This is a genomic window from TM7 phylum sp. oral taxon 349, assembly GCA_018127705.1.
Lineage (GTDB): Bacteria > Patescibacteriota > Saccharimonadia > Saccharimonadales > Saccharimonadaceae > Saccharimonas.
On record CP072328.1, the window covers coordinates 638,789 to 659,463 of the forward strand.

Annotated in this window: 18 protein-coding genes and 1 tRNA gene; 15 read left to right on the forward strand and 4 right to left on the reverse strand. The window is 45.9% G+C overall.

Annotated elements, in window-relative coordinates; all coding sequences use genetic code 11:
* Positions 1 to 249: 249 nt before the first annotated feature.
* Positions 250 to 1,548: an aspartate--tRNA(Asn) ligase gene (gene aspS / locus J5A52_03360; protein QUB38006.1), complete on the forward strand. Its 1,299-nt coding sequence runs from the start codon at positions 250 to 252 to the stop codon at positions 1,546 to 1,548.
* 156 nt (positions 1,549 to 1,704) lie between these two features.
* Here the strand turns inward: aspS (J5A52_03360) and aspS (J5A52_03365) are convergent, their stop codons facing one another.
* Together aspS (J5A52_03365) and J5A52_03370 are read right to left on the reverse strand one after the other, a co-directional pair.
* Positions 1,705 to 3,021 carry an aspartate--tRNA(Asn) ligase gene (aspS, locus tag J5A52_03365; GenBank protein ID QUB37163.1) on the reverse strand — a complete coding sequence of 439 codons (1,317 nt, stop codon included), beginning with the start codon at positions 3,019 to 3,021 and terminating at the stop codon, positions 1,705 to 1,707.
* A 590-nt stretch (positions 3,022 to 3,611) separates the two neighbouring features.
* Complete coding sequence (locus J5A52_03370; protein QUB37164.1) at positions 3,612 to 5,657, reverse strand: STAS domain-containing protein; 2,046 nt, start codon at positions 5,655 to 5,657, stop codon at positions 3,612 to 3,614.
* A gap of 121 nt (positions 5,658 to 5,778) precedes the next feature.
* Between J5A52_03370 and J5A52_03375 the strand changes: the two genes are divergently transcribed.
* From J5A52_03375 to J5A52_03405, 7 genes are all read left to right on the forward strand, one after another.
* The gene (locus J5A52_03375) at positions 5,779 to 6,468 is read left to right on the forward strand and encodes a response regulator transcription factor (protein QUB37165.1); all 690 of its coding nucleotides are present in this window, start codon (positions 5,779 to 5,781) and stop codon (positions 6,466 to 6,468) included.
* Positions 6,443 to 7,873 carry a HAMP domain-containing histidine kinase gene (locus tag J5A52_03380; protein QUB37166.1) on the forward strand — a complete coding sequence of 477 codons (1,431 nt, stop codon included), beginning with the start codon at positions 6,443 to 6,445 and terminating at the stop codon, positions 7,871 to 7,873. Before J5A52_03375 ends, J5A52_03380 begins: the two co-directional genes overlap by 26 nt.
* Before the next feature lie 67 nt (positions 7,874 to 7,940).
* Positions 7,941 to 9,323, forward strand: a complete 1,383-nt coding sequence (locus J5A52_03385; GenBank protein ID QUB37167.1) for an ABC transporter permease — start codon at positions 7,941 to 7,943, stop codon at positions 9,321 to 9,323.
* A gap of 3 nt (positions 9,324 to 9,326) precedes the next feature.
* On the forward strand, positions 9,327 to 10,550 hold the full coding sequence (locus J5A52_03390; GenBank protein ID QUB37168.1) for an ABC transporter permease: 1,224 nt from the start codon (positions 9,327 to 9,329) through the stop codon (positions 10,548 to 10,550).
* A gap of 8 nt (positions 10,551 to 10,558) precedes the next feature.
* Positions 10,559 to 11,206, forward strand: a complete 648-nt coding sequence (locus J5A52_03395) for an ABC transporter ATP-binding protein (GenBank protein QUB37169.1) — start codon at positions 10,559 to 10,561, stop codon at positions 11,204 to 11,206.
* A gap of 178 nt (positions 11,207 to 11,384) precedes the next feature.
* On the forward strand, positions 11,385 to 11,675 hold the full coding sequence (locus tag J5A52_03400) for a DUF2089 family protein (protein ID QUB38007.1): 291 nt from the start codon (positions 11,385 to 11,387) through the stop codon (positions 11,673 to 11,675).
* A 645-nt stretch (positions 11,676 to 12,320) separates the two neighbouring features.
* On the forward strand, positions 12,321 to 13,025 hold the full coding sequence (locus J5A52_03405) for a D-alanyl-D-alanine carboxypeptidase family protein (protein QUB37170.1): 705 nt from the start codon (positions 12,321 to 12,323) through the stop codon (positions 13,023 to 13,025).
* 25 nt (positions 13,026 to 13,050) lie between these two features.
* Here the strand turns inward: J5A52_03405 and J5A52_03410 are convergent, their stop codons facing one another.
* On the reverse strand, positions 13,051 to 13,803 hold the full coding sequence (locus J5A52_03410; protein ID QUB37171.1) for a hypothetical protein: 753 nt from the start codon (positions 13,801 to 13,803) through the stop codon (positions 13,051 to 13,053).
* A gap of 689 nt (positions 13,804 to 14,492) precedes the next feature.
* On the opposite strand from J5A52_03410, the gene J5A52_03415 reads away from it, so the two are divergent.
* The 7 genes from J5A52_03415 (at position 14,493) to J5A52_03445 (ending at position 20,260) form a co-directional block, all read left to right on the forward strand.
* Positions 14,493 to 14,954, forward strand: a complete 462-nt coding sequence (locus tag J5A52_03415; protein QUB37172.1) for a hypothetical protein — start codon at positions 14,493 to 14,495, stop codon at positions 14,952 to 14,954.
* Between the two features lie 13 nt (positions 14,955 to 14,967).
* On the forward strand, positions 14,968 to 15,618 hold the full coding sequence (locus J5A52_03420) for an aspartate/glutamate racemase family protein (protein ID QUB37173.1): 651 nt from the start codon (positions 14,968 to 14,970) through the stop codon (positions 15,616 to 15,618).
* The gene (locus J5A52_03425; GenBank protein ID QUB37174.1) at positions 15,619 to 16,773 is read left to right on the forward strand and encodes a hypothetical protein; all 1,155 of its coding nucleotides are present in this window, start codon (positions 15,619 to 15,621) and stop codon (positions 16,771 to 16,773) included. It abuts the gene before it with no gap.
* On the forward strand, positions 16,770 to 17,777 hold the full coding sequence (locus J5A52_03430) for a D-alanyl-D-alanine carboxypeptidase family protein (protein QUB37175.1): 1,008 nt from the start codon (positions 16,770 to 16,772) through the stop codon (positions 17,775 to 17,777). Before J5A52_03425 ends, J5A52_03430 begins: the two co-directional genes overlap by 4 nt.
* 111 nt (positions 17,778 to 17,888) lie before the next feature.
* The gene (locus J5A52_03435; protein QUB37176.1) at positions 17,889 to 18,161 is read left to right on the forward strand and encodes a chorismate mutase; all 273 of its coding nucleotides are present in this window, start codon (positions 17,889 to 17,891) and stop codon (positions 18,159 to 18,161) included.
* A gap of 729 nt (positions 18,162 to 18,890) precedes the next feature.
* Positions 18,891 to 19,751 (forward strand): phage antirepressor protein, encoded by an 861-nt coding sequence (locus J5A52_03440; protein ID QUB37177.1) that lies wholly within the window; start codon positions 18,891 to 18,893, stop codon positions 19,749 to 19,751.
* Positions 19,752 to 20,065: 314 nt separating this feature from the next.
* Positions 20,066 to 20,260, forward strand: coding sequence for a hypothetical protein (locus tag J5A52_03445; protein ID QUB37178.1), 195 nt, complete (start codon positions 20,066 to 20,068; stop codon positions 20,258 to 20,260).
* Positions 20,261 to 20,441: 181 nt separating this feature from the next.
* Here the strand turns inward: J5A52_03445 and J5A52_03450 are convergent.
* Positions 20,442 to 20,516 (reverse strand) — tRNA-Gln (locus J5A52_03450).
* Positions 20,517 to 20,675 lie beyond the last annotated feature (159 nt).

Consider the following 20,675-nt stretch of genomic DNA (forward strand, 5'->3'; position numbering starts at 1 on the left):
GTGAGACAATATAACTAAAGTAGTGGTATGATGCACATCTAGGAGACGTACATTTGGCAGTCGCAAATTCAGTAGACAAAGTATTATCATTAACGACATCGAGAGACATTAGGGGGCTAGGGTTTCGGGCTATCGCTAGGCGTCGATAAAAATAGTATTCGAGATGCTTCTACAGAAATGAGCCACCCGTAATAGTCACTTTTCACCAATGTGGTTGACGGAGCATCAACCACTAGAGAAAGGGGCGTCATGTCCGTAAGGATTATGGCTGGGGAGATCATACGGGAGGTCGGTCACGTAGTAGCCGTTAAAGGATTCGTGGAAGCAGTTAGGGTGCACAAGAGTGTACAGTTCGTCATTATCCGCGGCTCCACTGGCAAGGTTCAGGTTACACATCTGAAGTCTAAGAGTGAGCTGCTTGCTCAACTGATCGAACAGCTCACTCCCGAGTCTGCAGTCATCGTCACGGGTAAGGTAATCAAGGCGCCTCAGGTCAAACTGGGCGGCATCGAGATTACCCCGACAGCGATTGAAGTTGCAAACTTCGCCGAGCCTCTGCCTATCCAGGCAGGAGCATCACTTGAGGTACGCATGGATCACCGTCAGGTTAGCTTGCGCTCTCCCGAGAGCCAGTTGATCTTGCAGGTTCAGACGACGCTCGAGCGAGCCATGCGCCAATTTTGGGCGGAGCGCGGATTCGTCGAGATCCATTCACCGAAGCTTCTTAGTACAGCTAGCGAGTCCGGGGCAGAGTTGTTCTCTCTACCGTACTTCGGTCGAACGGCCTACCTGGCCCAGTCACCGCAGTTCTACAAGCAGCTGGCGATTGCTGGTGGCTTTGAAGGCGTCTTCGAAATCGGTCCGGTATTCCGAGCTAACCCGTCGCACACTTCCCGTCATGACACTGAGTTTACATCAGTAGACACGGAGTTCGCGTGGGTAGAGTCGCACGAGACAGTGATGAAGTTTGAGGAGCAGTTCCTCGCTTTCATTCTGGGTGTCGTTGCCGAAAGGCACGGCACCGAACTTGAGGCGATCTTCGGAACGACACTTGAAGCGCCAACAACTCCGTTCCCGCGGATCACGCTGAGCGAAGCACGTAAGTGGCTCGCAAGGCTGGGTCACGAAATCACAGAGAAGGCGGACCTCGACCCTGAGGGAGAGCGTCTGCTCTATCGTCTGATCGCCGAGAAGTACGGTCACGAGTTCGTTTTTGTAACCGACTATCCGGCCGAGGTACGCGCGTTCTACCACATGCGCCACCCTGACACTAGCGTGACCAAAAGCTTTGACCTTCTGTGGAAGGGGCTTGAGGTCACGACAGGTGCTCAGCGTGAGCATCGCTATGAGCAGCTGGTTAAGCAGGCTAAGGAGAAGGGCTATACCCTCGCTCCTCTGGAGGACTACTTTAATTTCTTCCGGTACGGCTGCCCGCCGCATGGCGGGTTTGGCATCGGTCTGACCCGACTGCTCATGTGCATCACGGGACTCAGCAATGTGAGGGAGGCCACCTTCCTTTATCGCGGGATCAACCGTCTCACACCATGATCGTGAGTATGGAGTATATTTTTATACTCCACGGGCGGATACTGGCGGCTTAAACCATAAGCATGCCAGTACCCGCCCGATCACACCAAATCCTTTTTGAGTTACGTTATAACAGTTATAACTGTAGCTAATGGAGTATTTGGTGTGATGTTTATTTTATGGCGTCAACCGCTTCGGTCCTCTATAAAGATAGGTTACTTCACGTACGTTAGAGACGTTTAGCAGTTTCATCAAGAGCCGGCTTGGGCTGAGACCAATACCTCCATGAGGCGGGCAACCGTACTTAAAGAAGTTGAAATAAAATTCAAGTGGTTCTTTGTGCAAGCTTTTTTCTTCTGCCTGCTTCATTAGTTGCTCATAGCGATGCTCACGCTGAGCGCCGGTTGTTATCTCTATGCCGTTCCATAATAAGTCAAAGCTTTTTGTAAGCGTTTGATCTCCTTCAGGCCTCATGTGATAGAAAGGGCGAGCTGACACAGGGTATTCTGTTACAAATACAAATTCATGCCCGTACTTTTCTTTTATAATCTCAGAGAGAGCTCGCTCTTCCTCCGGACTTAAGTCATCAGATTTTTCTGAGTTGACTCCTTTCTTCGCTAACATTTCTTTTGCATCACGAAGCGGTATACGAGGAAAGGGAAGCGTCGGAACGATGACATCTCTGCTGTAGCTATCGTAAATTTTCTTACCATGCACCTCCTTAACAGTACGAATCATCGCTTCAAGCCAACGTTCTTCCTCATCCATAATATCGTAATGTGAATCAATATACGAAAGCTCCATGTCATAACCGGTAAATTCAGTATCATGGCGCGATGTAAACGATGGATTTGCCCGGAAAACCGGACCAACCTCAAACACTTTATCAAAGCCAGATGCCATCGCCATTTGCTTATAGAATTGTGGCGACTGGGCAAGGTAAGCCTTCTTGCCAAAGTAATCTAGCTCAAATAGTTCTGCTGCACCCTCACTTGGCGTCCCGAGCAATTTAGGCGAGTGAATTTCTATATAGCCGTTTGAAACCCAATAGTTTCTCGCAGCTTGTTCCATTGTTGTCCATATCTCAAAAATAAGCTTTTTGCTATTTTGGCGTAAATCTATCCATCTCCAATCAAGCCTATTCTGCAGATCTGCTTCATTTTCTGCGTGTTCGGCAACTGGTATAGGAAGTTGTGAATTGGCTTTTGACAATATGTCTATAGATTCCACTAGCAACTCTACTCCTTGCGGAGCGGCGTCTTGAATTTGAATACTGCCAGACATACGAATAACGGACTCGTCGGTTAAACCCTTGCTGGTACTGAATATTTTCTCATTCTTTTTTAACACTACTCCCTGAAATAATCCATGCTCATTTCGTAGCACGATAAATAAAATCTTTCCTTGATTACGTATTGTATCCACCCATCCCTCTAGTGTAGCGGTAGTGTGTTCGCCTTTTTCAATTAATTCTTGCGCGGTTAGATGTTTCATCTTGTCCTTTCTCCTGTTAAAATTAAAAATCCTTGCAACTAACATATACGCTAGTTGCAAGGACGTTATCAAACGTGGTGCCACCTTGCTTCGCTACAATAGCCTCATTGCACGCTATCACGGGCGCTCCCGGAGAGTTCTAGTTGCAAGCACTAAGCTCTTACTTTCTTCTCTCGGCTCGATAGTGTCTGCTATGTCATTGCCTTTACAGCCTATAATAGCAAATCTGAGAATAAAGTAAAAGAGCATCCTACTCTCAGGCTCAGCCACCTAACCCCACCTATATCAACTCAACTTTTATTAGTGTTAGCATAACCTCTTTTGCCGTGATTATAGCTATCGTGAATATAACCGAGAAGTAGTAGCTTATCGTAGCTATTCCATCCGTCTGTGATACATAAGCCGCTAGAAGACTACCAAGTCCCCGAATAAATTTCTCAATCACACAGTACATTTATGCATACCGATTCCGCTTCTCCGGATATTTTGTTTTAGTTTACTAAATCGTTTTTCGTCCAAAAAAATCAGCTTGAGTCATTGGGGGCTATTTTCTTCTCCGTGCTACACGAAGGGCAAGTCAAAGGAATTATCTATTGCAAACGCCGCTTTGACCGCCGCGAGCGCAATAGCGTTATATCAGAAACATCTTTGCGCCGCCCGATGCGCCGCTTAGCGTCAATAAGCCGCTCGGTGGATACGCAAGGAATTTGCTCAATACGCTCGGCGTCGCGCTGCAATTGCCGCAGCGGCCAGCCCATCCACGTTTTCATAAGCGTATACTGCCCGCGTACGAGCACGCGCTTACCGCTTGTCCAAGTGGCTTCGTGCCAGGTTTTTTGCGCGCGGAATTGTTCGTAAATCTCGTTTGATACGACAATATCAACGTCATGCGTATCGCGCAAATGCAGCATATCAAGCACCGCGCCGCCGACCACAACATACTGCGCTGGGTCAAGGTTCAGGTCTAAAATCATATCGCGCGCCGGCGGGCTCGCCGGATGAGCCAGCGCTTTCGTTAGCGTTGCGTATAAATTCCGCTCGCCGATGATATCTGTCATGCCGTAAATATCAAACTGCGCGCGCAGGCTCGGCGACATATGCGCAAAAGCAATAGCAATTCCATCTTCGCTCAGCTCGCGGTACAACCGTTTCAACTCTTCAATCGCCGTGTAGTCAATGTCGTCAATCGCACCGGCGTCAATCACCACGTAGCGCACCGCATGGCGCGCCCGCATAATCGCTCGCTTAAGCCGCGCTACAAAATAATTCACATTCTCAAAAAACAGCGATTCGTCGAATCCGTACACCAACACGTCGTGCGGTATTTTTTGCTCGCGGCCAAGACGCTCTTTCGCCCAATCCGATAGTACACCGTCGCGCAGCAAAATCGTATCGTGCGGGCGATATTGCCGGCGCAAGCGCTCCATCAGCGACACTGTTACCGCAATCAGCACGCCGAGCTGTACACCGAACAGCACCGTGCATACTAACGCAATCATCGCAACAACAAACTCTTCGTAGCGCACCATCCACAAATTACGCAATTCACGAAATCGAATCAGTTGAAACCCAATAACGCACACAATCGCCGCTAACGCTGCTTGCGGCACGTAGCGAAACAACGATCCGCCCCACAGCAGTAGCCCGCCGACCATGATACCGGACAGAATTGTCGTCATCTGCGAACGCATACCCGCATTGCTTGCCACCTGCGTACGCGATGGCGTCGCGTTCGCCAAGAATCCTTGGAACAGCGACGTCGCAATCGACGATACGCCAAGCGCCACAAAATCACGGTTCAGCGCCACGTCCTCATCGTGGTCGCTCGCTAAATTACGAATCATCGTCGTAGACTGCACTAGCGATACCACAACGATCGACAACGCTGTCGGCAGCAATACCGTTACCAAATCAAAATCAACATGCGGCAACATAAATCGCGGCAGTCCGCGCGGTAATTCTCCCGCAAACGCCACGCCGAAGTCCTGTACATGAAATATTATTGCAAATAACGCTGCTACAACTAATCCAACCAATTCGCCGGGCACGCGCGTGCGGTGAAACACTATCATCGTACCAATGACAAGGATTGATACTGTCACCGTCATGCCGTTGATTGACGGCATTTGCGCCATAATTGAGCCGATGTAATGCCATATTTCACCGTGCCCCGCAACTTTCACGCCCAATAATGCCGCCAATTGCAATACGACAATCTGCACGCCTACGCCTGCCAAAAAACCAATCATTACCGGGCGCGAAATTAAATCCGACAAAAACCCGAACCGCGCCACGCCGAGTAGTATCAGTATCGCGCCGGCGATCAGCCCGAGTACAAATACCGCGTTCATATACTCAGCCGTACCCGCTGCCGCAACCAACGCCGCACCGGACGCCACTAAAATCGCTGTCGGCGAGTTCGGACCGACTACTAACCGCCGCGTATGCGCCAACAATCCAAATACAATCGGCGCGATCATCGCCGCATACAGACCCATCACTGGCGGCACACCGACGATTACAGCAAGCGCTAACGCGCTCGGCACAGTCACCGCTGTCACTACAAGCGCTGCAACCATATCGTACGGCAAGTACTGCAGCTTATACCGGAACACGCTCGGTAACCTGTTACGCATATGGTTTTATGATACCGACCAAAGATAACGGTTGTCAATCAGAAGAGCGAGTCCTCTCGTGCCACCAGTTAAAAATCAAGTAGCAAATAAATGACCTCTGCCTCATGCTATAATTGCCAATATGACACACGGCGATCTGGAAACGACGCACCCCACAATTCTACTGGTTGAGGACGAACCGGCACTACGCGAAGGCACGGGGCGATTTCTGCGTACGCGCGGTTACCGAGTACTGACAGCAGAGGACGGACAATCGGCACTCGCTCAGATCCAGCAGGCTGATATCATCATACTTGATATTATGCTGCCAGACATGACGGGACTTGAAGTGCTTGAACAATTACGACAGGTAAGCGATGTCCCGGTGCTCATCGTAACCGCACTTGGCGACGAAGCTACCCAAATCAGCAGTTTTAATCGATTAGCGGACGATTATGTAACCAAACCGTTTTCGCTCACTGTTTTAGACAAACGCCTGCAAGCGCTATTACGCCGCCATCCGCCGCTACCGAAACGCTGGCATTATGGCAAAGCAGAGGTAGATTTCGCAGCTTATACTAGCCAATACGCAGGGCGCGACGCTGCCTTAACACCAAAAGAGATCCAGCTACTGAAATTATTCGTTAGTCACCCTGGACGCGTCTGGAGCCGGCAAGCAATACTGGATGCGCTATGGACACACGAGGAATTGCCATTTGACCGCGTCATTGACGTATACGTCAAAAATCTACGCAAACGACTACATCTTGATTGCATCGTCACTGTGAAGGGAGTCGGCTACCGCTATGAAGCGCCTAACGTTATTTCCTAAAACATTCCTAGCGTCAATCAGCATGCTCGCAGCGATGATTATCATAGCACACGGGTTAATTTATTTATTAATGCCAGCAGTCTATTTACAGCAAAAACAGCAGACGGCTGAATCCCAGATAGTCGATTTAAGCCGCCAATTACGCGGACAATCAGCTGATACTATGCGACAAACTGCCCGTAGCTTTGCGCTACGTCATAACGTCACCATCACACTAACGATCGACGGACGAGACGAGACATTTCAGGGGTTTCAAGCAGTTAATATCATCGCTGAGCAGCCAGTTGACACAAGCCTCGTGACAATTGCTGGCGAGCATATTGATCCGGCGTCAATCATCATTAGAACGACGACAGTGCGCGGATCGGCGGGCATAGTGAGCGTCAAGCTCCTCGCCGATGTCGAGTCTGTTAACCAAGCAAAAGCAACAACGCTGCGGATTTTGCCATATACGATGACAGCATCTCTGCTCGTGGCGCTTATCTTCTCTTACTGCTACAGCCAGTTTATTACGCGCCCTATCCGCCGCATAGCAAAGGTTACCACAGCAATGCAGCAGCTGCAGCCCGACGCGCATTACACAGGTAAGGGTCAAGACGAAATCGCCGTACTAGGAAACAACGTCAACCGGCTATATGATAATTTGCGCCGCACTATTCAGTCGCTGGAACGTGAAAACGCGCATATTACGCGCCTCGAAAAAGAAAAAATAGCCTTTTTGCACGCCGCTTCGCACGAGCTCAAGACGCCGCTTGCGAGCCTGCGAATTATGCTCGAAAATATACAGCTCGGCGTTACACCAGCGGCAGAGCGAGAGCAGCAATTAGCTGAATCGCTCGCAACAGTCGACCGACTGGCCGCTATGGTACAAGATACGCTACGTACTAGCCAAACCGCCGAGCAAGCAGTCGCGCGCCAAAAAACGTTGAGAGTTGACCAGCTCGTAGAGTATGTTATCAACGACTACCAATTGCTAGCGTCAACACGGAAGCTGGTCTTTGCAGCAGATCTTACGCCGCTTAAAGTCCGCGCTAATCCTGACATGCTTCAGCGCGTCTTGTCAAACGTAATCTCAAACGCCGTGCGCTACAGTAATCGCGGCAGCACGATTAGCGTGCGCATTCATCATAACGTACTCTCTGTTACAAATCAGTGCAAACCGCTCAGTACGCGCGAGTGCACCCGCGTATTTGAACCATTCTACCGCTTACGACAAAGCAGGGGAAAAACGAATAAAATTGGCAGCGGCATTGGTCTTTACACTGTAAAGTTACTCCTTGACGCACGCGGCTGGTCGTATCAATTTACACCAGTCAAAGATGGCGTGCGCTTTATAATCGACTTTAGTACTGAACGCCAGACTACCATAGCCAACCACCGTACCACTCACACCAGCAAACCATAATCTCCATTTCACATTACTTTCATATTAGCGTGCTACACTCCGATGTGAAAGTAACGAAAGGAGATTTATGTCATTTATGCACCGAGCCTGGCTGTACGTCGCCAGGAAAAAACTAAAAAGCCTCATCGTACTGGCAATTTTGCTCGTGATGGCAACCATCATGCTGAGCGGGTTTGCCATCAAGCATTCAACCGACCATGCAGCTAAAGAGTTAGATAAAACACTCATGACGGGCGCTACCTTAGGTAATAATCAGCGGACAAACCCCGGGACGAACCGCGGATCTGGCACTGTATCCAGCAAAGATATCAATGCAATCAAACACCTGCCAGGAGTAACAAATTACGTAGCACGCCAGCAAGTCTTAAGCGATTTTCCCGATACCAAGTTAGTGTCACTACCGGACGGCACGAGCGGTTACGATACGAGCAAAGCGGCACAATTCGGCAACGCTGCTGATGTATTAGGCGTTAATACTTCAGAGCTGGAAAATAAATTCCGCGCCGGTTCAATTAAATTAACCTCCGGGCGGCATATCAAGCCAAACGATACGCACAAAATCCTCGTACACGAAAAATGGGCGCAGAAAAACGGACGCAAGCTTGGCGACACCTTTACGCTTAAAGCTAACCCGCACGACACCGACAACCGGCATAACTCAACAGAAAAAGCCACCGTACAAATCGTCGGAATGTTTAGCGGTACCAACCCACGCCAGGCTACTTACCAAGTCGAGCTGTTTGAGAATTTGTTCTTTACCGACATTGCTACCACACGCACGCTCAGTAAAGATACCGAGCAAACAGAAATTTACCAGGATGCTACATTCTTCACTAAAGGTGCTGCACAGCTTGACGAACTACTGAAGCAAGCGGAAAAATTACCAATTAACTGGCGCATGTATCAATTAACTAAAAATAGCCAAGAGTTAGCAGGCGTAACGGGTGCAGTCAAGGGCGTATACAGCCTCATTGACGGCATGTTGGTCGCAACCGGCTTCTTCAGTGTTGTTATCATCAGCCTCGTGTTATTCCTCTGGATGAACGAACGTAAACGCGAAGCAGGCGTATTACTCGCAACTGGCATCTCAAAATCAAACATCGTTTTGCAATACATCGCAGAGATAGTCATGATTGCGGTTATCGCTTTTGGCGCTTCGTTCTTCACAGCCGGATTAGTAGCACAACATGTAGGCGACCATATCGTCAATCAAGCGGCGCACAACGCCAAGCAAGCAGGCGAGGCACAGCTCAAAGGCGCATCACTTGGTGCTAATGCCGACTCGGTCATCTCGTCGCGCACGCTCGAAAAAGTTTCTGTGCAAGTAGCGCCAAGCGACCTCGTCGCAGTGTGGAGTGTCGGATTAATCATTATCATTGCTGCGGTACTGCTCGCGAGCCGACCAGTCACCCAATCAACGCCAAAAGAACTACTGACGGAGGTGGAGTAACCGATGGCTATGCTAACGCGTGCGTGGACGGCCGTGGTACGCCGGCTCACGCGCAGTCTCATCATCCTGGCAGTGATAGCACTCATCTTTACATTGCTCATGAGCACAGTGGCAGTGCGACAGACAATGACAAACTTACGCTTGAATGTTGAGCGCAACATCCGCGCCGGTTTTAGCCTGAGCGGTACTAAAGGCGAAGGCTTACCAATAAAAGACGCCGATACGGTGCGGCGCCTCGCTGAGATAGGAGCGCGCAACTACCAAGTGCAAACAACCGCTCGACCAAATGGATTAACGTTGATTGACGGTGGTATTCAGCTCAGCAACGAAGCCGATGCCGCAGCCGGCGTCACTGGCACAACCGACAGCCAATCGCTCAGCCAATTTACCGGGCGGCTATACCAGCTGGAGCAGGGTAAACATATTAGCGAAAATACCCGGCAGGCAGCACTAGTCCACACGGCCTTTGCACAAAAGAACGGGTTAAAACTAGGCAACCGCATACAGCTACAGCAAGGCGACCGTCAGGTTGATCTTACTATCACCGGCATATTCAGCGGCAAAACCGACAAACCTGGTCCGCTACCGTCCGATCAGGCAGAAAACCAAATCATTACTTCTTTAGCGGCGGCGCAGCAACTATCTGGTTCTAAGCAGCTTACCCGCGCCACATACTTTTCCTCCAACCCGCGTGCTTTGCCAGACCTCGTCAGGCGCGTCAAAACTTTGCCGCTTGAGTGGAGCAAACTAGAATTAACCGATAATGCTGCGTCATTTGCCAACGTTATCAATAGCATCGCTAGCATTGAGCACATTCTAGCCATCGGTACGCTTGGCATTAGTCTCGCTGGAATAGCAACACTGTCGCTCGTGTTGGTTTTCTGGGTACGCAGCCGCATCCACGAGATTGGCACATTGCTCGCCATCGGCACAAGCAAACGGCAAATCGCCGAGCAAATAATGATTGAACTATTGCTTATCGCCATCGTCGCGCTGCTAGGCGCTATGCTTAGTAGCCAGGCACTATCGCACCATCTCACATCCAATCTATTGAATAACTCCAGCCATGTTGCCGGCACGCTGGCCGTTCAGCCGCAAGCTGCGCCACTCGCTAGCTACCTTCTCGCAGCCAGCCTTGGTCTTGCTGTAGTCGTCGCCTCCGGTATAGTAGCTCTCGCGCCTATTCTGCGCCGCACCCCGAAACAAATTTTAACCACATTACGATAGGAGACTTTATGTCAACATTAACTCTCGACAACATTATCTACTCATACGCCGACGGTACGAGCAATGTGCTCAATGGCATTAGCTACGATTTCCAGCCAGGAAACTTCTACGCTATCGTCGGGCAATCCGGCGCCGGTAAATCAACATTGCTCGGGTTGCTCGCTGGTCTAGACGAACCGACCGGCGGGCAAATCCTCTTCAACGACCAAAATATTGCCGATCAGGGCTATTCATATCACCGCAAGCATACCATCTCGCTGGTTTTTCAAAACTACAATCTGATCGACTACCTAACACCATTAGAGAACCTGAAACTCGTCAATCCAAAAGCCACCGCCGAAACCTTGCGCAGCATGGGCTTGGATGACGACCATATCCGCCGCAGCGTTCTCAAACTATCCGGCGGACAGCAGCAACGCGTCGCAATTGCGCGCGCCCTTGTTTCCGACGCGCCAATTATTCTCGCCGACGAACCGACCGGCAACCTAGACGAAGCCACCGCCAGCGATATTATCGCTACTCTACGCTCAGCCGCTCATGACAACGGCAAATGCGTCATCGTCGTCACCCACAGCAAGCAGTTGGCAAAAGCGGCGGATGTAGTATTAAAGTTGCGCAATAAAAAGTTGACGAAAGGCTACGGGGAGAAAAGGTAGCTCATAAAAGCAATACAGCTAGGAATGTGCTGCTATCGGCGGCGCATTCCTTTTTTCAATAAACGGGCTATTAGAAATCGTTTGAAGAAATTGGCTAAAACAATAAAACCTAAATAATATTAAACTTGACTTTAATATTATTTAGGTTTAATCTGAGGATAGAAAGGAGATAGCAAAGATATCTACGAACAAACTTCCTCAGTGGCTGACCTTATTAACCGAAGAAGATCTTGAATTCACAAGGCAATTTATTATTAATTCGGGCTCTCTAAAAGAAATGGCTAAATATTACAATGTCTCTTATCCAACTATTCGGTTACGCCTAGACAAGTTGATTCAAAAAGCTTCTAGCAGCCCGCTGGACAACGATACGTTTACCAGCTTAGTTAAACAACTGGCTCTTGATGGTGAAGTGTCCTACGAAGCAGCTAAAAAACTAATTAATTTCCATAGAAAAGAGCGGAGATAACATTATGAAAACGTTAATTCTATTTATATCAATTACGTTATTCTTTACAGAATGGTACACTATTCGCAAAACGAGCATAAAATCATTTATACCTATTTTGGCAGTTCTACTTATAAGTCTGCCCATTGGATTATTTTACGCTTTACATTTAGTTGCTTTTCCGATTATATTCATCATCCTCGCTTGGGTACTCTGTTTTATAGAAGACGAGATAAAAGAATACTTCAACCGAAGAGAACTAACCGAAGAGGAACGATCTCAATTAAGGGATTTATGACCAAAATTCGCTAAACAAAATTACCTAAAAAGTTTACGCTGATTTACTTAACAGCCCATGTTACCGCAAATGTTATCAGGAAAGTCATACTGTAAGTCTTGCGCGGTACAGCATCTTCATATACACTATGTACTATAAAGCGTCTGAGTTCCAGTCACGCCGGAACGAGCTGGGTGTCAAAATACACCACGGGAGTGAAGCCGTAAAGTTACACAACCGAAATCGCGATCCATTCGTAGAGCCGGTACTGAGCGCTATAATTCAGTAATGAATCATAGAATAAGGATGGGACCGCGGGAGGTTCCTTTTTTAATTACCTCTCGTTCCTTAGATATAATAACTTATTAATTTTATCTAGGGAGGTTTTTATGTCAAAGATCACATCAAAAAACATCAATATACAGAACAAACGAATCTTGACATACGATGATATGGCAGCTGTTCAGCCAGGCAATAGCCAAGAGCCATTGGTTGATGTACGAACATATAGTCCGACGATAATTGCAGAATACGAACAATCTGATATGCACGCCTATACCGGCAGCCTGATTATCGTACGCGATACTGTCGCTCAAAGATTAGCCAGGGTCAATAACACCCTGCAAGAAGATGATTTGCGGCTGCGTATCGTATATGGCTATCGCCACCCAAACGTTCAGCAGGCATACTTTCGCAAACGCAAAGCAGCCTTACGAAAAGATAATCCGGAAATGCCTGAGTACGATTTAATACGCTTAACTCACGATTTCATCGCCGTACCAGACGTTGCCGGACATCCAATGGGCGCAGCGGTCGACTTAACGATCGTAGACAAGAATGATAAACCTCTTGATATGGGAAGCTCTATAGCCAATTACTCTAATCTGGATATCATCAAAACATACGCAGCAGGACTATCCGCTAACCAAATTGCCAACCGTCGGCGCCTCCATGATGCGATGATCGCCGAAGGTTTCGCGCCATTCTACGGCGAATGGTGGCACTTTTCGTATGGCGACCGCGAATGGGCGGCATTTTACGGTAGGACAGCTTTATACGGTCCAGTAGATTTTAGGATTAAGGCAAATCAGTAATTACTCTAAAGAGATGCTGTACGCCTCAATAAACAATTTCCATTTCACTAGCCAACACTACACGGTCTTCAAAGAACTCGACCGAAATAGTCTTACCGGTTGGCTGAGTGATCAACTGACTGCCCGTAACTTTACCAACCGCAATAGTTCCCGATCCGCATGATGATTCATAGTAGCAGGTGTCTACCGCTCGCACCCATACAACAGGATGAATCGTAATCGTATCCGACGTCGCTTTTTGATACCAAACAACACCAACAGCATCACGATTGCGCAGTCCAAGATACTTAACAATTTGACGGTGTTGCGGAATATAATCAGCAGGAAGAACCCCTTCAATGATCACATGCACAATACCGCCCAAATCAACAATTGAGACAACTGTACCGTTTTCAAGCGGTACAGTTTTTATCCCAATTTTCATGCCTGGAAACGAAGCCTTAACGAAAAAGGTAGTATTACTTCGCCGTTCAACAGAAGCGCTAACAACGCCATTAAATCCAGAAACTGAAAAAGATACATTATTTTCATCCTGCACTTGACTAAGCAAGACAGCTGCAGCGCGTGTCGCATTACCGCAAAATTCGCCACCAGCCATTTCAAAGTGTCGTTCACTCGGAATGAGGAAACCGGCCTGCTCAACGCCGCGCGCGGTAAAATCGCGCTCAAGAATCTTGCCACGCGACTCGTAATCTCGCCGAAGAAGCGTATGATCAAGAATCTCAATTACTGTGCCATTGCCTCCCGCTGCGGTGATAAGTTTTTTGTTCGTCTCCATACTTTTCCTTACTTTTAACTGTCTTCACAATAACAATTCGCAGTCCAAGCGTCAACGCATAACGGATGCGACAAAGGCATTCGAGACTTTACGATATCACTCCCTGCATGCTACTATTAATTATAGTATGAGCACATACCCAACAGCTATTAGCGACTTCAACATCGTTATTGACTTAAATCAATATTTGTATTCCAAACCTAAGCAATACGAGGCATCATCTATGTTTAATAAGAAAGAAGCTCACTATTACTGCAAAAGAGCTATAAGGTGAATAAATTGCCCTAAAATAGTCGGTAAAATTAAAGTATGCATAAGAAGCATACATAAAATATACAAACCAACAACTAACCCGCTAAAGAGTATTCGTTATGCCTACCATACCAACATTTAGCAGTAAGAAGTGCCAGACTACTTAAATTGCTATGACTCCATTATTCAAAATACCCGCAAGAATCACACATTTTTGACATCAAAATATCACTATGATAGTCTAAAATTATAGTTAGCCTTTTAATAAAATACTTTACAGGATTTACGTAATATGAGAAAGCAACATTTTCAGATAATAGAATTGCGCGATATAGCATCAAGCAACGATCTTTCGCAGCAGTACATAGATGGGATTGCTGAATGTGTAGGAAGTGCATTCGGGGGGGGGCATTAGCCCCGAGGACGCTCTCTCTCATATGCAGGGCGATCAATTACTCATCGGACTTGACAGTGACAATAATGTCGCCGGGTTTAGCGCGCTAGCAGTTGAGACTGCTGACAATAAAGGGATTGAACACACGTCGCTCGTGTATCCATGTGCTTATTTTGCCGCAGCAGCGATCGCCAAAGCATACCAAGGCTTAGGATTATACTCTAGTTTAAATGATAGACGTTTAGCGTTTACTGAAAAATCAGGTCTGTTGAATATATATACAAGAACGCAGAACCCAAAAGTCGAGAGGGGGATAACATCTGCGCTTGAGCGCATGCAAGAACAAAACCGAATACGAAAGTTTACTCTAGGTCGCTATGTAGTAAGAGCCGTATATGATGGCATGCTTACAGACGAAAGACCACAAACAAAAACTATATCATATGACAACCTGGACTATGACCGTGGTGATGCCAACATAGTATCTTGGCAAATGATCAAATAATCCAGGAGGAGATATGCAAAAGCACATCCTTATCATTGGCGGCATGGGTCCGCAAGCAAGCATCCATGCCCATAAGCGCTTGATTGAAACCTATCAAGAGCATTATCAAAATACCGGTAACAGTGACTATCCACGCATCACCCATTTATCACTTAACGTGGAGGACTTTATATCCGATGAAACAAAAAAGGAAGCTGCAAAAAACTATATTTTGACATGCCTGAAAGAGATTGACATGTCATCGGTTGATGTAGGTTTTATCGCCTGTAACACTGCTCATATATTGTATGACGACATCCAAGCGGCCACCAGAGGCAAGCTCATTTCGCTCATTAGTCTTGCACAAAAACAGTTTAGGGGTAGACATGTTGGTCTTGTCGCATCACCGACAACTATTAGACAACGCTTATATGGCGACGACGTATTAACGCCCGATAGCGCTAGCATAAAGGCGATAGAAGAAATTATTCGCAGCGTGATCTCTGGCACGCCAAGCAATAAGCTTACACCAGTACTTGAGCGTGAAGTACAAAAACTCCACGCCCGCGGCGCCGAAGTTATCGTTCTCGGCTGCACCGAACTGTCAGTAGTTGGGAGTCATTTAAAGCTTAACTACATCCTTGATCCAATTGAGCTGATTGTACACGAGGTGATAGACAAATAAATGGAAAATATCCTAAAAAGTAATATACGAATAAAGCACTATTTCGTAGAGCTTATTGAAATACCTTTTACAAATCCCGTGCATCTACCCTTCGGCACTATAACGACAAGACCATCAGCCTGGCTTACAATTGAAGCTGAGGTTGACAACAAAGTAGTCCGCGGCGCAGCGGAAGGGACATCTCTACCTATACAGATTCCGATGTATGACGACTATTCGGGTAATCTACAGCAAAACATAAGCCGCATATTAACTAGTCTCACAAATAACAAGCTAACGGTTTCAGAGACGATAAATCGCATAAACTCAGTTGATCTTGGCGGAAATTTCGCAACTGCTCGCATGACCGTCGAAGCGGCTATTTTAGATGCTGTCGCTCGCTCGCATAAAAGAAGCGTCGTTAGCTACCTAGACAATAAGCCGTCCAGTGCTGTGAGGTATATACCGTATGGTAAAAGTATCACAGAAAAAGATAGAAATAGCATCATATCTGCAGCAAATAATGCAGTAAAGGACGGGGCAAAACGACTAAAATTTAAAGTATCGCCAGAGAACTGCTATACACTGCTATCATCTTTACGGCAAATTCAGAAAATGTATCCTAATATAGATTGTGCGGTAGATGCCAACGGCATGTTTGACCCCGAGAATGAAACGCACATTCATATGTTACATCTCATAGATGAACTCAATCTATTAACGATTGAGGAACCTGTATCTCGTGCCGGAAGAGTGTTCGGACTAGACGCACATCGATCATTAGCGCAAAAACTCAAGCTACAGACACCTATTACGGTAGACGACGCTATAAAATCGCTAAAAGACGCTAAGACAACTCTAAGCGAAGGACTAGCGGATATCATCAATCTTAAGCCTGGTAGGATAGGATCTTTTGTAAAGTGCGTTGAGATCGCTAACTATGCGAAGTCAATAGGAAAAGAAGTGATGGTCGGAGGAATGTTTGAAGCGACACCAGGGAGAATGATGACATTATCTCTCGCCGCCTACTGCCTTACATTAAACTTTAAGATTCCTGGCGACGTGTCCCTTCCTCAGGAGCGCCTCATTTCCGACATCACCACCCAGCAATTACACCTTAACGATGATTATAGCGTCATATTTAAGCCAACGCATGGATGGGGATACTCTATATGAAGACAAGAAACCATATATACGATAGCTACGGATTGTTATCTACCGACTTTAATTTAGCGCAATTTGAAATTGAATGGGGCAAGAAGCTGAAGAGTAATCAATTTCGAAACATAGCGATATCTATTATTGAAGAGGGTGCCGCACGAAGGTTTTTAGCACATAAGCTATCAAGCGACAGTCTAGCCAAGATAAACGCTAAAGAGACTATGCGATCAGCTAAAAATGCTGAGTATTTCCGCCAAAAAGTAGCATCAGTTCAAATAAATGAGTGCCGGGAGCCATTGGTAGACCTTAGAGAATTGCCCGAAGCCACTACCGGAATATGGACATTTACCAATCAAGGATATCATGAAGCCTGCGGCGAATGGGCTGGCAAGAAAAAATTGTTTCTTGTGCGCGGTTCTGTAGCAGAGAAGCTTACCGAGCTAGCTCATAACTTATTAGCATTTAATATCAAGCTCCATTTTCAAGATGGGTTCCGTCCAACTGGCGTACAGGAAGGCTTATTTCTGCGACGCATAGATATGGCTAGACAATCTCATCCAGAATGGATTGACCAAGAGATACTATTAGAAGCAAAATCAAAAACAGCATTTACTCCGCGTTTTGCCGCTCATAAAGCAGGAGCTGCTGTTGATGTCAGTATGTATGACGGCACCTCCCGCGAATTTCTTGATATAGGACAAGGTTATCCTGGCGGAGGTGAAATTGTTCGCCTAAATACAGAATTCGTAACGCAGCATCAATGGCAAAATCGTAAAGTTCTTGAATACTTAGCACGAAAAAGTGGACTATCTATGTATCCGTATGAGAATTGGCACCTATGTTATGGAGACACAACGGCAGCTGTCGTCAATTCAAAAAAGCCTCCATACACAGCAAAATACGGTCCAATAAAAGAATGTGATCTAAAATCTGGAAAAATTATCGCTGGATATTCTTCGCAGGAGCTTGATACCGTATTCTCGGCTGCCGAAAGTGGTCACGTTCGCCAATCGGCATAGATGGGAATTGCCCGCAGACTCTCTCAACTGAGCCGCAATGTATCAGCTGCTGTCCATCTAGAGACTTTAAGCAGCCAAATAATTATCAAAGAATTGTGAAGGAAATTGTAGATGAATGAAATAATAGATCAACAACGAAACCGCATAGACGAAGTCGACAAGCTATTGATCGATTTATTATCTGAAAGATTTGACGCTGCGAGGATAATAGGTATGCAAAAACAGCTTAATGGCATACATGTATTAGATAAACTCCGAGAATCAGAAGTTCTTGACGATAGAGCAAGTTATGCAGAGTCAAAACGAATAGATCCCGGCTTCGTAAGACGACTCATACAAATGATCATGGATGAGTCAAAATCTATACAAAATCAGTCCGCTTAGATCAAGCAGGCAGTGCAAGTGCTAATGTTGTACAATATAAGATATCTGTTATTGTTTAATAATATAATCATCTCTACATGTTGCCAGTATCGTTGCATTTGTAACATCTAGGCGTTTAGTATCACGTAATACGAATCTACTCTTTTTGATATGTTGAATTGCAATAATTATTGCGACACCTCTCCTAACAAATTTAATTTGTGCATAAAATATGCTGCAATCAAAAGTATGTATTTCTGCACGTAGAATAAAGACAAGGTGTTTTTAATAATACAACTACTCAGCTTGGCAGGAGTAACAAAGCGAGCAACCTAAGAAGATTGAGAAAGACATAACACAACTCCGCTATACGCATCCAACAAGACTAGCAGCAAAACCGATAGAGTGCGCGGAATACTTCCAAGCTATGGGTTTTAGCGGGCAAACCCAGGCAAATTAAATAAACCCGATTTTGGCTGAGCGGTCAAAGAACAGATCGTCTAGCATTAAGAATCCGCATATGATCATAAAGGTAAAAAAACAAGATATCTTGAGCTATATTTACTCTGTCACCCTTAATTGTCCTACGAAGTTTTGTGTCATAATAATAACAGCAGTGATCTATAATATTAGAATCTAGATATTCTGCCAAAATTTAAAACTAAGAAAGCTAATCGTCGATGTACTATTTAGAGTAGTTATTGCAAGAATAAGGCTGCAAGCAGTACGCCAGCAGATAGGAGAAGCTTTATGAATAATGAAATTAAATTATTTGAGGGAAACCAAATTCGCTCAGTCTGGGACAATGAAAAAGAAGAGTGGTATTTCAGTATTGTAGATATTATTGGAGTATTAACAGAAAGCAAGAACCCAAGAAGATACTGGAGTGACTTAAAGAGAAAAATGAAAGACGAGGAGGGCGCGATCCAGTTGTACGGAAAAATCGTACAACTGAAATTAGAATCTTCAGACGGCAAAAAGTACAATACAGACACAGCTGATATGCAAGGTATATTCCGCATTATTCAATCTATACCATCGCCAAAGGCAGAACCATTTAAAATGTGGTTAGCAGAAGTTGGTAAAGAAAGAATAGATGAGATCATTGACCCAGAGCTTACTATTGATAGAGCTTTGGAGACTTACGTAAGAAAAGGCTACTCAAGAGAATGGATTAATCAGAGACTACAAGCTATTCAAGTGAGAAAGGAATTAACAGACGCTTGGCACGATCACGGCGTAAAAGAAGGCAAAGAATACGCTATTCTAACCAACGAAATCTCTAAAGCCTGGAGCGGACTGACAACAAGACAGTACAAAGACTTCAAGGGATTGAAAAAACAAAACTTAAGAGACAATATGTCGACAACAGAGCTTATTTTAAACATGCTTGCAGAAACAGCCACAAAAGATATTGCCAACACATCTAATCCTCAGGGGCTTGAAGAGAATAAGAGAGTTGCCAAGCGTGGTGGCGATGTAGCAAAAGTTGCTAAAGAAACTCTTGAAAAAGAAACCGGGCAACCTGTTATCACTCCTAAAAATGCAATTGATTTTGGCAAATTAATTAATGATGTTACAGAAGAATCTGCAACCAAGAGAAAAGACTAATCACTAATCTAATATAGAACTCGCAGGAGCTTATTCTAGGACAGGTAGAAGAGACCGCCCAACCGCACAAGAACGGTAAATAACGGCAGCAAAAATCACGACTTGAACAATTCGGAGATAGGCGGGCGATGGTCGTATACTTTTTCGCGGTATAATGTCGCTATGACATCAATTCTTACAACCATACAAAATCTATTTAATCGCGTGGAATAAAAGAGCTCGCCGCGTACCAGCACAAGCAGCCGCGAGGCATTCAGGTTAAAACTGGCTACGATACGCAATCAAGCGCTACACCGCTCGCGTGGTGAAGATTGATGGCAAAAAAGATCAGTGAGCTTATCGTCACCGAGGGTAAGACACCGGAAGACCTAGTATACATGGTGAACGACGCAATACTAACATATCTTGATATTCCAGAACGAATAGGGGTACACTTGCCGAAATTGTTGCCAGAAGATATAGATTTTGATACATGCTCGCAAAAGCGAAAGCTTGTGCTAGCAAAATAGTCATACGAGCGATTCGTTTTATCGACCGATAAAAACACGAAAGCTTATAACTCTATTAGAGTTGGCTCAAAAACTGCTTCTAGGGCGGGAGCAGAAAGCAGTTTTCTGCCTTTGGCAAGAATTAAAAATCTCAATCAAAAAATCGCCCATTTGAGCGACAATTTGGATCTACTCTCTAAAATGGCTGGGTCGGCAGGATTCGAACCTGCGAATGCTGGGACCAAAACCCAGTGCCTTACCACTTGGCGACGACCCACTATCACCGACTGCAGGTAGAGTAATTATACCACATGCTATTTTTAATTGGAAATGACTAATGCGGGATGGGTGCAATTATCTAGCCCAGAGCACCAATAAACTATTTAATGATCAATTAGCCTGCCTACATTCTACGCTTGTTCTATGCTAGTTGGCT